Source organism: Kitasatospora sp. NPDC001261, from assembly GCF_042896795.1.
Classification (GTDB): Bacteria; Actinomycetota; Actinomycetes; order Streptomycetales; family Streptomycetaceae; genus Kitasatospora.
Map to the genome: position 1 here is coordinate 101,510 of NZ_JBIAXP010000030.1, position 13,569 is coordinate 115,078.

At 73.6% G+C, this 13,569-nt stretch carries 14 protein-coding genes; 5 read left to right on the forward strand and 9 right to left on the reverse strand.

All coding sequences use genetic code 11. The features are described 5' to 3' along the window. Window positions 1-101: 101 nt before the first annotated feature. Window positions 102-740, forward strand: coding sequence for a VanZ family protein (locus ACFY4B_RS33370; protein WP_158077740.1), 639 nt, complete (start codon window positions 102-104; stop codon window positions 738-740). Here the strand turns inward: ACFY4B_RS33370 and ACFY4B_RS33375 are convergent. Then, the gene (locus tag ACFY4B_RS33375) at window positions 710-1,390 is read right to left on the reverse strand and encodes a PhzF family phenazine biosynthesis protein (RefSeq protein ID WP_074003909.1); all 681 of its coding nucleotides are present in this window, start codon (window positions 1,388-1,390) and stop codon (window positions 710-712) included. The two genes, ACFY4B_RS33370 and ACFY4B_RS33375, sit on opposite strands and share 31 nt — an antisense overlap. A 149-nt stretch (window positions 1,391-1,539) precedes the next feature. On the opposite strand from ACFY4B_RS33375, the gene ACFY4B_RS33380 reads away from it, so the two are divergent. Beyond that, a complete protein-coding gene (locus ACFY4B_RS33380) occupies window positions 1,540-2,160 on the forward strand; it encodes a hypothetical protein (protein WP_387974236.1) in 621 nt (206 codons plus the stop codon). Window positions 2,161-2,252: 92 nt separating this feature from the next. On the opposite strand, the gene ACFY4B_RS33385 is transcribed toward ACFY4B_RS33380, so the two are convergent. Next, window positions 2,253-3,653 (reverse strand): hypothetical protein, encoded by a 1,401-nt coding sequence (locus tag ACFY4B_RS33385; RefSeq protein ID WP_387974239.1) that lies wholly within the window; start codon window positions 3,651-3,653, stop codon window positions 2,253-2,255. 335 nt (window positions 3,654-3,988) lie between these two features. Here ACFY4B_RS33385 and ACFY4B_RS33390 point away from each other — a divergent pair, with 335 nt between their 5' ends. Next, a complete protein-coding gene (locus ACFY4B_RS33390) occupies window positions 3,989-4,174 on the forward strand; it encodes a PspC domain-containing protein (protein ID WP_049649198.1) in 186 nt (61 codons plus the stop codon). A 129-nt stretch (window positions 4,175-4,303) separates the two neighbouring features. Here the strand turns inward: ACFY4B_RS33390 and ACFY4B_RS33395 are convergent, their stop codons facing one another. From ACFY4B_RS33395 to ACFY4B_RS33405, 3 genes are all read right to left on the reverse strand, one after another. Then, window positions 4,304-4,690, reverse strand: coding sequence for a hypothetical protein (locus tag ACFY4B_RS33395; RefSeq protein WP_049649197.1), 387 nt, complete (start codon window positions 4,688-4,690; stop codon window positions 4,304-4,306). A 230-nt stretch (window positions 4,691-4,920) separates the two neighbouring features. Then, window positions 4,921-6,078, reverse strand: coding sequence for an adenosine deaminase (locus ACFY4B_RS33400; RefSeq protein WP_049649196.1), 1,158 nt, complete (start codon window positions 6,076-6,078; stop codon window positions 4,921-4,923). Between the two features lie 155 nt (window positions 6,079-6,233). Continuing rightward, window positions 6,234-7,202, reverse strand: a complete 969-nt coding sequence (locus tag ACFY4B_RS33405) for a LysR family transcriptional regulator (RefSeq protein ID WP_387974242.1) — start codon at window positions 7,200-7,202, stop codon at window positions 6,234-6,236. Between the two features lie 92 nt (window positions 7,203-7,294). On the opposite strand from ACFY4B_RS33405, the gene ACFY4B_RS33410 reads away from it, so the two are divergent. After that, window positions 7,295-8,581: an MFS transporter gene (locus ACFY4B_RS33410; RefSeq protein ID WP_387974245.1), complete on the forward strand. Its 1,287-nt coding sequence runs from the start codon at window positions 7,295-7,297 to the stop codon at window positions 8,579-8,581. Between the two features lie 26 nt (window positions 8,582-8,607). Continuing rightward, the gene (locus ACFY4B_RS33415) at window positions 8,608-9,162 is read left to right on the forward strand and encodes a Uma2 family endonuclease (protein ID WP_063780018.1); all 555 of its coding nucleotides are present in this window, start codon (window positions 8,608-8,610) and stop codon (window positions 9,160-9,162) included. A 177-nt stretch (window positions 9,163-9,339) separates the two neighbouring features. Here the strand turns inward: ACFY4B_RS33415 and ACFY4B_RS33420 are convergent, their stop codons facing one another. The 4 genes from ACFY4B_RS33420 to ACFY4B_RS33435 all read right to left on the reverse strand — a co-directional run bounded on the left by ACFY4B_RS33420 (window position 9,340) and on the right by ACFY4B_RS33435 (window position 13,567). Continuing rightward, a complete protein-coding gene (locus ACFY4B_RS33420) occupies window positions 9,340-10,617 on the reverse strand; it encodes a thymidine phosphorylase (protein ID WP_049649193.1) in 1,278 nt (425 codons plus the stop codon). Window positions 10,618-10,713: 96 nt separating this feature from the next. Then, entirely contained in the window at window positions 10,714-11,124 is a 411-nt protein-coding gene (locus ACFY4B_RS33425; RefSeq protein ID WP_049649192.1) for a cytidine deaminase, read from the reverse strand. Beyond that, complete coding sequence (locus ACFY4B_RS33430) at window positions 11,121-12,413, reverse strand: ABC transporter permease (RefSeq protein WP_049649191.1); 1,293 nt, start codon at window positions 12,411-12,413, stop codon at window positions 11,121-11,123. The genes ACFY4B_RS33425 and ACFY4B_RS33430 overlap by 4 nt, the downstream gene beginning before the upstream one ends. Then, the gene (locus ACFY4B_RS33435) at window positions 12,410-13,567 is read right to left on the reverse strand and encodes an ABC transporter permease (RefSeq protein ID WP_375877438.1); all 1,158 of its coding nucleotides are present in this window, start codon (window positions 13,565-13,567) and stop codon (window positions 12,410-12,412) included. The genes ACFY4B_RS33430 and ACFY4B_RS33435 overlap by 4 nt, the downstream gene beginning before the upstream one ends. Window positions 13,568-13,569: the final 2 nt, after the last annotated feature.

Below are 13,569 nucleotides of genomic sequence, written 5' to 3' on the forward strand. Positions count from 1 at the left end.
GCAAGGGCGGGAGGGGGGCGGGAAGGGGGTTCGGGGGCGCGTTTGGGAATGTTCACGCCGGGTGTGGAACCGACGTGACGTCGGCCCACGTCCTTCCCCCCGTGCAGCGAGATGGCACCAGGACACGCGACGAGCGTTCCGGCGCGGGGACCGAGAGCAACCCGGCGGCGGCCGTCCACCGTCCCCTCCGGTTGGCCGGACTGGCGGGCCTCACCGGCCACCTGGCACTGGTGCTCTGGCTGGTGCTGAGACCGCTGCCGGTGGCCTGGGTGTACGACGCCAACCTGACGCCGTTCGCCTCGCTCCGCTCCTCCAGCGGCTGGCAGGTGGTCGGCGAACTCCTGCTGCTGGCCCCGCTCGGGGTCCTGCTGCCGCTGGCCGGCGGCCGGCTCCGGGCCCCCTGGCTGCCGTCCTTCCTGCGCACCACCGGCGCCTCCGCGCTGCTGGCGACCGCGCTGGAGTTCCTCTCCTCCTGGGCACCCGGGCACGTCCTCAACGTGGACCACATCCTGCTCGCCGTGGTCGGCGTGGCCGTCGTCCACCTCGCGCTCGTCCCGGGCCTGCGGCACCTGCTGCGGGACCGGCGGCCGCGGGTGCCCCGGATGACGGTGCTCTCGGTGCCGCCGGCCGTCGCCTCGGTCGCCGCCGCCACCTCGGCCGCGGCCGCCACCTCGGTCGCCGCCGTCACGCCCGCCGCCCGGCGGCGCGCCTACGCGGAGCCGACGCCCCCGGCCGGCTGAACCGGCCCCGGGTCCCGGACCACCCGGCCGCCGACCTCGACCAGCCCGCCCGGGCGCGGCCCGGCCAGCAGCCGCGAGCCCCGGCCCTGGGTGATGGTCAGCGCCCGGCCGAGGTGCGCGGCCAGCAGCAGGGCGGCCGCACCGGTCGCCTCGTCCTCGTCGATCCCGTCGCCCCGCCCGGGGAAGGCCCGGGCCCGGACGGTGCCGGCCGCCTCGTCCTGCCAGGCCCAGGCGTAGACCCACTCCCCCGGCGGCGGCACCTCCAGCGCCTCCACCTCGGCCGCCGAACCGTACGGCCGCAGCGTGCGCCCCGGGGCCCACTCGGGCCGGGCCTCGATCCGGATCAGCCCGCCCTCGCGCCGCACGGCCACCTCGCCGGCGGCCGTGACCAGCCGGTCCACCCCGAGCAGCCAGGCGGCGCCCACGCACGGGTGGCCGGCGAACGGCAGGCGCACCGACGGGGTGTAGATGTCGATCTCCCCGCGCTCCGGGTCGTCGACGAACACCGTCTCGCTGAAGCCCAGTTCGCGCGCGACCCGCTGCCGGTCCGCGCGACCCGGCACGGCGGCGCCGTCGCGCACCACCCCGAGCGCGTTCCCGTGGCTCCCATCGGGCCCGCAAAAGACCCGCAGCACCTCAAACCCCGTCATTTCCCCACCTCGTCTACTCCCGCTCCGGACCGGCGCAATGACACCGTGACACAAAGGCGGCGACGGATGTCGGCCGCCTCCAGTACTGTGCGCTGTCGTCCCCGAACGGTTCCCGCCGTTTTTCTCCTTCCCCTCCCAGGAAAGCCCCCGTGAACAATCTCGACTTCAGCGCCGAACCGCTCTTCTCCTGGTACGTCGTACTGCTGGCCCTCAGCGGCGCCATCATGGTGGCCCTCGGGGTCGCGGCCGGCGGACTGAAGGTTGGCCTGCGCATCCTCAACCTCGTCCTCGGCCTCGCGTTCCTGGGGTACGCCTACTACCTGGCGTTCGTCTTCGAGGGCGGCACGTACACCATCTTCTTCAAGGCGTTCATCCTGCCGGTCGGCATGATCGTCGCCTCGGTGAAGGCGCTGGTGGAGCGCAGCAACGCCAAGAAGCAGCCCGCGCAGGCGGCCGCCCCGTTCGACCCGAACGCGCCGCAGGGGGCGTTCAACCCGAACGCGCCGTTCAATCCGAACGCCGCCCAGCAGGCGCCGTTCAACCCCAACGCGCCGTTCAACCCCAACGCCCCGCAGGCCCCGCAGGCACCGTTCAACCCGGCCGCCCCGTACGCCGCGCAGCCGGGCGCGCCCGTCCCGCCGCCGGCCGGTGCCCCCGTGCCGCCCGCCCCGGCGCCGGGCGCCTCGCCGTACCAGCCGGGTGTCCCGCCGCAGCCGGTGGCGGACAACCCGTACGCGCAGCCGCAGCCGCCGCAGCACCCGGCCGGCTGATCGCGCCGAGCCGTACCGCCGTACGAACGCCGGAAGGCCCGCCCGTCACCCGCTGCGAAGCGGCGACGGGCGGGCCTTCCGGCGTGTCCGGCTCAGTCCCCGGTGCCGCCCCGCACGCGGTTGCGGCGCCACGCCACCACCAGGGTGCCGAGGCCGAGGGCGATCGCGGTCGCCCCGGTGATCGCCATCGGCTCCGTGGCCCTGCCGCCGCCGGTGGAGGCCAGCCCGCCGTCCCCGGCCGGGGCGGCGGCGGTGACCACCGGCGAGCCGGCCCCCGCCGGGCTCGGCGACGTGCCGGTGGCCCGCACGACCGGGAGGACCGGGGCGGCGGCCCGCTCCGGCACGTCCGGGTCCGGGGCGGAGTCCACGAAGGTCGGAGCGGGTGCGGCGGTGGCGCCCGTCGCGGCCACGGTGATGAAGTCGGCCGCCGGACCGGCCGCCTCGGCCGCGCTCTCGCCCCGCTCCGGCAGGGTGCGCGACACGGCCGTCAGGGACTCGAACAGGATCGGCGCGTCCTTGGTGAAGGCCAGCCGGAGGTCGACGGTGCGGCTCTCGCCCTTCGCCAGCGTGATGACGTCGGCGTCCCCGTCCCCGGTCCGCAGCGCGAAGTCGAGCCGGTTCGGGTGCCCCGGGCCGCGGCCCGGGGTGGCGCCCCGCCACTGCCCGTCGGCGCCACGGAACTCCAACTCGACCGTGTCCGAAGGAAGTTCGGCCGCCCCCTGGAACACGACCGCGGGCACGACCCGCAGCTCCCGGCCGCTCCGGTTGGTGAGGACCAGTGTGAACGGCTTCGCCTCGCCGCCCACCGTGAACACGACGGGCACCCCGTGGAGCCCGACCTCCGCGGTGGCCGCCGGGGCGGGCGGCGCCGTGGCCGGTGCGGTCGCCGGCGCGGTGGTCGGCGCCCCCGCCGGAACGATGACCAGCTCCGGGCGGCCGCTGCTCGCGTCGGTGGAGCGCTGCTCCGGCGGCAGGGCCGGGTCCGAGACCGCGGAGTCGAAGCCCGGCGCCACCCGGCCGGCCGGGGCGTCGGCGGTGACGGTGAGCCGCAGCCGGTAGACGGCCTCGGCGCCGGCCGGCAGCGACAGCACGGCGGGCTGGTCGAGCGCCCAGACGGCGCCCGTGCCCGCGGGGTTCGCCCTGGCGTCCTGCCACCGGGTGCCGCCGGGCGCCCGGTACTCCAGCCGGAAGTGGCCCTGCCCCGCGCCGGTGCCGGCGTCCGCGACGACGAAGGCCGAGGACGGCACGTCCAGCCGGTGGTCGGCGGTGTTCCGGAGCGTCGCGGTGAACTCCACCGGCGCGCCCCCCGCCGTGACGGTGCCGGGAAGGCCGCCGAAGGCGATCGTGACCGGCGAGGGTCGGGTCCGGGCGCCCGGGGACAGCGCGACGGCCTCCGGCGCGGCGAAGACGGCCGCGACCCCGACGGCGGCCAGGCCGGAGGCCAGGGTGACGGCGGTGGTCGCGGTCAGGAATCTGCGCTGCCGAATGTGCAATCCAACCTCACGGGAGAATGCGGGAGAGAACCCATCAGGACGTGAAATCGCTTGCACGGGAGATCGTTTCGCAACAGTGTCGGGCTTTCGTCCGCCCCCCGGCCGACCGCGATCGGCAGCATCCTACCGAGCCCCGTCCGGCGGTCCGGACCGAGGACCGCGCCCGGTTCCACGGGACCACCCCGAGGGAACCCCGACATCCGGCTACGACTCCCCGGTGACCCTTCGGGGCCGGGAATCACCTGCCGGGCTGAGGCCCGGGGGCCGACGGCGGCGGAGGATGGAACCAGCCCGCCGGACCTGCCGGACCGGGCCGCCACCACAGGGAGAGAATCATGAGTGCGCGCCTCGCCCGTCCTCGCCGCAACCGCGTCCTCGCCGGTGTCTGCGCCGGGATCGCCGAACGCTTCGGCCTGACCCCGTGGACCGTCCGCGTGATCTTCCTGCTCTCCTGCCTGCTGCCCGGCCCCCAGTTCCTGCTCTACCTGGCCCTCTGGGTGCTGCTCCCCCAGGAGCCGTAAGCCCGGCGGCCCGGGGACCCGCCCTCGACCAAGCGGCCCGGGGGCGACCGGGCCTCACCGCACGGCGACGGGCCGCCCGCCCCGGGGTCTCCGGGGTGGGCGGCCCGTCGCCGTGCCGTGGGCCGTGGCTCAGCCGGTCAGGCCGGGGATGGCCGGGAGGGTGCTGGTCAGCCCGCCGATCGGGGTCTTGTCCAGACCGGGGATGGTCGGGAGCGCGGCGCGCTGCTGGGCGGCGCGCTGCTCGGTGACGCCGGCCAGCGGGGTGTCCCCGGCGGGGACGGCCTTGCCGACGCTCGGGGCGAGGGTGCCCAGCGTCTCGGTCACCTTGCCGGCGGCGGGCAGCTTGGCGGCGGTGTCGGTGACCGCACCGGTCACCGCCGGGTTCGTCAACGCGCCGGTGGGCAGCCCGAGGCCGCCGGCCGCCTGGCCGTCGGCCGCGGAGGCGGCACCGGCGCCGACCGCCACGATGGCGATGCCGAGCGCCGCGGTACCGGCGGCCTTGAGAGCCTGCTTCATGGTTGGTCCCCTTTGGGTCCTCGTCGGTCGCCGACTTCGCGCACGGGACCGGCGGACGGGCGACCGCCGCCGCGACGTTTCGGCATGACTGGCACACCGTAGTGAGCAGGTCACGCGGGAGCCAAAGGGCGTTCACTCACCCGAGTGAGTAGTCGGATGAACACCAACCCCCTTGCAGGAGCCTGGAGTTCATCCGACCGGCGCGCGCCGGGGCGCCGCGCCCCGGAGGCTCAGTTGCCGCCGGTGCCCGCGCTGAACAGCCACTCCGCCTTCAGCTCGGCGTAGCCCGGCTTGATCACGTCGCTGATCATCGCCAGCCGCTCGTCGAAGGGCAGGAACGCGGACTTCATCGCGTTCACCGTGAACCACTCCAGGTCGCCCAGGGTGTAGCCGAAGGCGTCCACCACGTGGCCGAACTCCCGGCTCATGCTGGTGCCGCTCATCAGCCGGTTGTCGGTGTTCACGGTGACCCGGAACTTCAGCCGGCTGAGCAGCCCGATCGGGTGCTCGGCGTACGAGGCGGCGGCGCCGGTCTGGATGTTGGAGGTCGGGCACATCTCCAGCGGGATGCGCTTGTCGCGCACGTACGCGGCCAGCCGGCCGAGCTCGACCGTGCCGTCCTCGCCCACCGTGATGTCGTCGACGATCCGCACGCCGTGGCCGAGCCGGTCGGCGCCGCAGCACTGCAGGGCCTCCCAGATCGACGGCAGGCCGAAGGCCTCGCCCGCGTGGATGGTGAAGTGGTTGTTCTCGCCCTTGAGGTAGTCGAAGGCGGCCTGGTGGCGGGTGGGCGGGTAGCCGGCCTCGGCACCGGCGATGTCGAAGCCGACGACGCCCGAGTCCCGGTGGCGGTTGGCCAGTTCGGCGATCTCCTGCGAGCGGGCGGCGTGCCGCATCGCGGTGATCAGGGTGCCGACGCGGATCCGGTGGCCGGCCGCGCGGGCGTTGGCCTCGCCGAGGCGGAAGCCCTCCTGGACGGCCTCGACGACCTCGTCCAGGCTCAGTCCGGCCTCCAGGTGCTGCTCGGGGGCGTAGCGGACCTCGGCGTACACGACGCCGTCGGCGGCCAGGTCCTCGGCGCAGTCCGCGGCGACCTTGATCAGCGCCTCACGGGTCTGCATCACGGCGCAGGTGTGCGCGAAGGTCTCCAGGTAGCGGACCAGCGAGCCGGAGTCGGCGGCCTCGCGGAACCACTCGCCGAGCTCCTTGGGGTCGGTGGTGGGCAGGCCCTGGTAGCCGCAGGCGGCGGCCAGCTCGACCACGGTCTCCGGGCGCAGCCCGCCGTCCAGGTGGTCGTGCAGGAGGACCTTCGGCGCGCGGCGGATCTGGTCGGGGGTGGGGATGCGCGGGCCGGTGCCCGCGGTGGTGACGGGGATCTGCTGTTCCATTGCGGAAATATAGCCCCTACGCGCGTAGACCGACCACCGCGAACACCGCCGGATGGTCCAAACTCCACCCGGAATTCCACCGACCGGTCCATACGATCCACCAAAGCGTCAACCCGCCGCCGCGGCGGGCCCGGTCGCGCCGCACGACGGCGTTCTCAGTCGTGCTGCAGCAGCCGCCCGCGCCGGGACAGCACGAAGTCCCGGAACGCCCGCGCCGGCGGGGCCAACGGCCGCCCCGCCGCCCAGGCCAACCCGATCGCCCGCCGGGTCCGCGGCGCCGCCACCTCCAGCTCCACCACCCCCGGCCGCGGCACCAGGGCCGGCGGCAGCAGCGCCACCCCCAGCCCGGCCGCCACCAGCCCGCGCAGCGTCTCCGCCTCCTCCCCCTCGAACGCCAGCCGGGGGACGAACCCGGCCTCCGCGCAGAAGCCGTCCGTGATCGCGCGCAGCCCGTACCCCTGCTCCAGCCCGACGAACGGCTCCTCCGCCACCTCCGCCAGCCGGATCCGCCGCCGCCCGGCCAGCCGGTGGTCCGCCGGGACGACCAGGTGCAGCCGCTGCTCGTCCAGCGGCCGGGCGGCGAACGCCGGGTCCTCCGGCAGCGGCGCGACCAGGCAGAGGTCCAACTCCCCGGCCCGCAGCCGCTCCAGCATCGCCGCGCCGTAGTCCTGCACCAGCTGGAACCGCACCCGCGGGTGCTCCGCGCGGAAGCCGCGCAGCAGCGCCGGCACCGCGTCCGGCCCCATCGTGTGCAGGAACCCGAAGGCCACCAGGCCCACCGCCGGGTCCGCCTCCGCCCGGGCCGCCTCCGCACCCCGCTCCAGCTCGGCCAGCGCCCGCTCCACCGAGGCCAGCAGCAGCCGGCCCGCCCTGGTCAGCCGGACCGTACGGCCCTGGCGGGCCAGCAGGTCCACCCCCAGCTCCTCCTCCAGCCCGGCCACCGCGCGCGACAGCGTCGGCTGCGGCACCCCGAGCAGCGCGGCCGCCTGGGTCACGTGCTCCAGCCGGGCCACCGCCGCGAACCGGGCCAGCCGGGGCGCCAGCAGCACGGCCGGCTCCTCCGGCCCCAACTCGGCCACCCGGTACCGCTGTTCCCCACCGTCCACCGATTCCAGACCGGACATCCCCGCACCACCTCGACTCATACGCCAGTGCATCAATCATCCACACTTCATGCATTGGACGCATCAACGCCGACAGGCCTACGGTCGACGACATGCAGCCCGCCGATACCGGGGCATCCGTGACCACCCCGGATGCCCCCGCCACCGCCCCCACCACCCTCACCGCCGACGACCGCCACCGCCCCGGCCAGCGCGCCTTCCGCCGCGCCAACCTCGCCCTGTTCGCCGCCGGGGTCGCGACCTTCGTCCTGCTCTACTCCACCCAGGGCCTGCTGCCGATCCTCTCGGCCGACCTCGACCTCACCCCCGGCCAGGCCAGCTGGACGGCCTCCGCCGCCACCCTCGGCCTCGCCCTCGGGCTGCTCCCGGCCAGCGCGCTCTCCGACCGGTACGGCCGCACCGCGGTGATGACGGCCTCCACCCTCGCCGCCTCCGCGTTCGCCCTCGCCCTGCCCTTCGCGCCGGACCTCACCACCCTCGTCGTCCTGCGGGTCCTCCAGGGCGCCGTCCTCGCCGGGCTCCCCGCCACCGCCATGGCCTACCTCGCCGAGGAGGTCCACCCCAGCGCCCTGCCCTCCGCGATGGGCCTGTACGTGGCCGGCAACAGCATCGGCGGCATGGGCGGCCGACTGCTCTCCGGCTGGACCGCCGCCGGACTCGGCTGGCGCTGGGGCCTCGCCGCCTCCGCCGTCCTCGCCCTGCTCGCCACCCTCGCCTTCCGGCTGCTGATCCCCGCCGCCCGGCACTTCACCCCGGCCCAGGTGGACGCCCGCGCGCTCACCCGCACCGTCGGACGGCACCTGCGCAACCCGCTGCTGCTGCGGCTGTACCTGCTCGGCATGCTGTTCATGGCGGTGTTCGGCGCGGTCTACAACACCGTCGGCTACCGGCTGATCGCCGCACCCTTCCACCTGCCGGAGTCGATCGCCGCCTCGATCTTCGTGGTCTACCTGGTCGGCACCGGCACCTCCGCCGCGGCCGGCCGGCTCGCCGGCCGCCTCGGCCGGCGCGGCGCCCTCTACGTCTCCATCGGCGTGACCGCGGCCGGCCTGCTGCTCTCCCTCGCCGAATCCCTCACCTGCGCCCTGCTCGGCCTGGTCCTGATCACCGCCGGCTTCTTCGCCGGCCACGCCACCGCCTCCTCCTCCGTCGGCCGCACCGCCACCGAGGGCCGCGCCCAGGCCTCCGCCCTCTACCTGATCGCCTACTACCTCGGCAACAGCCTCGGCGGCACCCTCGGCGCCGACGCCTACCACGCCACCGGCTGGCCCGGCGCCGCCACCGTCGGCCTCACCGCCATGACCCTCGCCGCCGCCGTCACCCTCTACGCCACCCGCCAGGCCCACACCACCGCCCGGCGAACGGTCGCGGACGCTTGACGGCGGCCGCCGATACACTCCGGAATATGAGCATCGATCCTGCTGTGTACGCCCGGTTGCTCGAGATCGCGGATCAGCTGCCGAAGGTGCCGGGGATAGGGAAGATCGAGATCGCCGACGGCCAGATCGTCATGATGATGTCGCCCGTGAAGCGCCACGAGCTCGCCGTGCTGCGCCTCTCCCGGCAGCTCAACGCCCAGTTGCCGACGACCCACCCGGGTCACATCGCCTACCACGGCGCGGACCTCCAGGACGCGGGGCTCGGCCGACTGCGCAACCCGGACCTGATGGTGTTCCCCGAGGCGACCCTGGAGGGCGAGCAGCGGGCGGTCCTCCCGCACGAGGTTCTGCTCGTCGTGGAGATCGTCTCCAAGTCCAACCCGGAGAACGACTACCACGACAAGGTGCGCGACTACTCGGCCATGGGGATCCCGTTCTACCTGCTCGTCGATCCCCGCACGGGCACGGGCGTCGTGCACTCGGAACCCGGCTACGAGTCCCGGGAGAAGTTCGCCTTCGGCGACACGATCGCCGTCGGCCCCTGGACGCTCGACACCGGCAGTCTGCTCACGTACGCCTGACGCACAGGAGCCCGCACCTGGGTGGCGGGTGCGGGCTCCTCGTCACCCGGCTCGCAGACCTTCCGGGCCCACAGCGCCCGGGTGACCTCGGCAGTCCCCCGCATACGCCTCTTGAAGCGGTCGACTCCCGTGTGCGGCAGCGTAGAGCACGCTGCCGCACACGCGGTGGCCGTATGACTACGCGATGCGGTCGAGGACGATCGGGTTCGGGGTGAAGGCGGTGCCCGCCGGGGCGACCTCGATGCCGCCGGCCAGGGCCTCGACGGCGTAGTCGAAGCGCTCGGGGGTGTCGGTGTGCAGGGTCAGCAGGGGCTGGCCGGCCACCACGGTGTCGCCGGGCTTGGCGTGCATCTCGATGCCGGCGCCGGCCTGCACCGGGTCCTCCTTGCGGGCGCGGCCGGCGCCCAGGCGCCAGGCGCTGACGCCGATCGCGTAGGCGTCCAGCGTGGTGAGCACGCCGGAGGCGGGGGCCGGGATGACGTGCTGCTCGCGGGCGACCGGGAGCGGGGCGTCGACGTCGCCGCCCTGGGCGGCGATCATGCGGCGCCAGTGGTCCATCGCGGTGCCGTCGCGCAGCGCGTCCGCCGGGTCCTTGCCGTGGACGCCGGCCGCGGCGAGCATCTCGCGGGCGAGCGCGAGGGTGAGCTCGACGACGTCGGCCGGGCCGCCGCCCGCGAGCACCTCGACGGACTCGCGGACCTCCAGCGCGTTGCCCGCGGTGAGGCCGAGCGGGGTGGACATGTCGGTGAGCAGGGCGACGGTGTTGACCCCGGCGGTGGTGCCCAGGCCGACCATGGTGCGGGCGAGTTCGCGGGCGTCGTCCAGGTTCTTCATGAACGCCCCGGAGCCGACCTTGACGTCCAGGACCAGCGCGCCGGTGCCCTCGGCGATCTTCTTCGACATGATCGAGGAGGCGATCAGCGGGATGGCCTCGACGGTGCCGGTGACGTCGCGCAGCGCGTACAGCTTCTTGTCGGCGGGCGCGAGGCCGTCGCCGGCCGCGCAGATCACCGCGCCGACGGAGCCCAGCACGTCCATCATCTCCTCGTTGGAGAGCAGGGCGCGCCAGCCGGGGATGGACTCCAGCTTGTCCAGGGTGCCGCCGGTGTGGCCGAGGCCGCGGCCGGAGAGCTGCGGGACGGCGGCGCCGCAGGCGGCGACCAGCGGGGCGAGCGGCAGGGTGATCTTGTCGCCGACGCCGCCGGTGGAGTGCTTGTCGCTGGTGGGCAGCGGCAGCGAGGAGAAGTCCATCCGGACGCCGGAGCGGATCATGGCGTCGGTCCAGCGGCTGATCTCGTGCGGCTTCATGCCGTTCAGCAGGATCGCCATCGCCAGTGCGGACATCTGCTCGTCGGCGACCTCGCCGCGGGTGTAGGCGTCGATGACCCAGTCGATCTGAGCGTCGCTCAGTTCTCCGCGATCGCGCTTGGTCCTGATGACGGAGATGGCGTCCATGCGTGCTCCAAGAGGGGTTTCAAAAGCGAAGAGTGTCGCGAGATGACCGGGTTCCGGCCCACTCGCGACACTCTACGCGCGTAACAGAAAGGGAGGCTAGAGCCGTTCCGGCCCGAACGCGTCGGGCAGGACCTCGCTCATCGGCTTGATGCCCGAGGCCAGTTCGATCAGCAGCCCCGGCCCGCCGTGCTCGTACAGCAGCTGGCGGCAGCGCCCGCACGGCATCAGCAGTTCGCCGGCGCCGTCCACACAGGTGAAGGCGACCAGCCGGCCGCCGCCGGAGGAGTGCAGCGCGGACACCAGCCCGCACTCGGCGCACAGCCCCAGCCCGTACGAGGCGTTCTCGACGTTGCAGCCCGTGACCACCCGGCCGTCGTCCACCAGCGCGGCCGCGCCGACCGGGAACCTGCTGTACGGCGCGTACGCGCGGCCCATGGCCTCGCGCGCCGCCGAACGCAGCAGCTCCCAGTCGATCGCGGGCGGCGCCGCGGGCCCGTCGGCGGTCACTTGCCCTGGCCCTTGCGGTAGATCTGGCCGTCCGCCTTCGGCATCCGCAGCCGTTGCGCGGCCAGCGAGAGCACCACCAGGGTGATCAGGTACGGCGTGGCGACGATCAGCGGGCGCTGCACCTCGTCGGTGAACGAGTACCAGGCGATCAGGCCGGCCGCCACCACGAAGGAGGCCACCGTCGCGGTGTACTTGCGGCGGTACAGGTGCCAGAGCGCGAGCAGCACCATCGCGATGCCCACGATCAGGATCATCACGTGCACCGACTCCGGGTCGCGCAGCTGGAGGCTGTCGGTGAAGCCGAACAGGCCGGCGCCCATGGCGAGGCCGCCCGGCATCCAGTTGCCGAAGATCATCGCGGCGAGGCCGATGAAGCCGCGGCCGAGGGTCTGGCCGTCCTTGTAGAAGTGCGCCGCGACCAGCGAGAGGTACGCCCCGCCGAGGCCCGCGAAGGCACCGGAGGCGATGACCGCGAGGTACTTGTACTTGTAGACGTTGACGCCCAGCGACTCGGCGGCGGTCGGGTTCTCGCCGCAGGAGCGCAGCCGCAGGCCGAACACCGTGCGCCAGAGCGCGAAGTAGCTGACCACGATCAGCGCGCCGGCCACCAGCACGACCACCGAGATGTTGGTGACCAGGCCGCCGAGCACGCCCGCGACGTCCGAGACCAGGAACCAGTGGTGGTTCTCGATGCTCTTCAGCCCGGAGGACAGGCCCGGGACGGTGATGTACGGCAGCGGGTCCGCCGGCGGGGACTGGTTCTGGCCGGCACCGGCCGAGACGTAGTCCTTGTAGTAGATCCGGTTGACGTACGCGCAGATGCCGGGGATCAGCAGGTTGATGCCGACGCCGGAGACGATGTGGTCGACGCCGAAGGTGACGGTGACGACCGCGTGCAGCAGGCCGCCGAGCGCCCCGCCCAGCATGCCGGCCAGCAGGCCGACCCACGGGTTGACCAGGTAGCCCGCCCAGGCACCGCAGAAGGTGCCGGCGACCATCATGCCTTCGAGACCGATGTTGACCACGCCGGCCCGCTCGGACCAGAGACCGCCCAGACCGGCCATGCCGATCGGCACGGCCGCGCCGAGCGCGGCGGTGATCTGCCCGGAGGAGGTCAGCGAGTGGTTGCCGGTGGCCATGCCCACGGCGGAGAACAGCACCAGGGCGCCCGCGATCAGCAGCAGGACGACCGGCCAGGACAGCTTGCGCTTCTTCGCGGGGCCGCCCGACGGCTCTCCGAGCGGAAAAACGATCCGCTTCCAGTAATCGACCGTGAAGTTCTGGCTCATGCCGCAACCTCCTTGTTGCTGGTCGCGGCGGCCTGGGCGGCGAGCTGGGCGCCGACCTTCTGCTGCTGGCGCTTCAGGCCGTAGCGGCGCACCAGCTCGTACGCGACGACGACGCAGATGACGATGGTGCCCTTCATGACGTCGACGATCTCGAAGGGGAAGCCGCCCTGGAGCGGCAGCACCGAGCCGGTGACGTCCAGGAAGGCGAACAGCAGCGCCGCGAAGGCGATGCCGATCGGGCTGTTCCGGCCGAGCAGGGCGATCGAGATGCCCAGGAAGCCCAGGCCGGGCTGGAAGCTCTGGCCGAAGTAGTGCGAGTTCTGCAGGAGCTCCGGCAGGCCGATCAGACCGGCGATGGCGCCGGAGACGACCATCGAGATGACCACCATGCGCTTGACGTTCACGCCGGAGGCGGTCGCGGCGGACTCCGAGCGGCCGGTGGCGCGCAGGTCGAAGCCGAAGCGGGTGCGGGTCAGCACGAACTGGAAGACCACGCCGACCAGGGCGGCGACGAAGATGAAGCCCCAGAGCGTCCCGCCGGCCGTCTCCATCGCGAAGAAGTGGCTGGACTGCGAGATCGGCTCGGTCTGGATCGAGTTGGTGGTGCCGCTGGTCTTCGGCGCGAAGATGCCGGGGACGAGCAGCAGACCGATGATCGCGGTCGCGATCGAGTTCAGCATGATGGTCGAGATGACCTCGCTGACGCCGCGGTAGACCTTCAGCAGACCGGCGACGCTCGCGTACAGGCCGCCGACCAGCATGGCGGTGACCAGCAGCAGCGGGATCTGGATGAAGGCCGGCAGGTCCACCTTGGCGCCGACGAAGGCCGCGAACAGCGCCGCGACCTTGTACTGGCCCTCGACGCCGATGTTGAACAGGTTCATCCGGAACCCGAACGCGGCGGCCGCGGCGGCCAGGTAGTAGGTGGTGGACCGGTTGAGGATGCCCACCTGGCCGTCCGACTTGCTGGCGTACGTGAGCATCACGTTCCAGGCGTCGAACGGGTTCTTGCCCGAGGTCGCCAGCAGGACGGAACAGATCGCCACGGAGAGCAGGACCGCGAGCACCGGCGCCGCCAGCGCGAGCACGATCCGCTCACCGCTGAACCGCTGGGCCAGGCCGGGCTTCGCGGCTGCGGGATTGGGACTGGTCATGG

Excerpts from the sequence above, each read along its gene's own strand:
- ACFY4B_RS33400 (WP_049649196.1), bottom strand. The coding sequence starts at position 6,078 with ATGGAACAGCAGATCCCCGTCACCACCGCGGGCACCGGCCCGCGCATC.
- ACFY4B_RS33390 (WP_049649198.1), top strand. The coding sequence starts at position 3,989 with ATGAGTGCGCGCCTCGCCCGTCCTCGCCGCAACCGCGTCCTCGCCGGT.
- ACFY4B_RS33375 (WP_074003909.1), bottom strand. The coding sequence starts at position 1,390 with ATGACGGGGTTTGAGGTGCTGCGGGTCTTTTGCGGGCCCGATGGGAGC.
- ACFY4B_RS33395 (WP_049649197.1), bottom strand. The coding sequence starts at position 4,690 with ATGAAGCAGGCTCTCAAGGCCGCCGGTACCGCGGCGCTCGGCATCGCC.
- ACFY4B_RS33420 (WP_049649193.1), bottom strand. The coding sequence starts at position 10,617 with ATGGACGCCATCTCCGTCATCAGGACCAAGCGCGATCGCGGAGAACTG.
- ACFY4B_RS33415 (WP_063780018.1), top strand. The coding sequence starts at position 8,608 with ATGAGCATCGATCCTGCTGTGTACGCCCGGTTGCTCGAGATCGCGGAT.
- ACFY4B_RS33405 (WP_387974242.1), bottom strand. The coding sequence starts at position 7,202 with ATGTCCGGTCTGGAATCGGTGGACGGTGGGGAACAGCGGTACCGGGTG.
- ACFY4B_RS33410 (WP_387974245.1), top strand. The coding sequence starts at position 7,295 with ATGCAGCCCGCCGATACCGGGGCATCCGTGACCACCCCGGATGCCCCC.
- ACFY4B_RS33435 (WP_375877438.1), bottom strand. The coding sequence starts at position 13,567 with ATGACCAGTCCCAATCCCGCAGCCGCGAAGCCCGGCCTGGCCCAGCGG.
- ACFY4B_RS33430 (WP_049649191.1), bottom strand. The coding sequence starts at position 12,413 with ATGAGCCAGAACTTCACGGTCGATTACTGGAAGCGGATCGTTTTTCCG.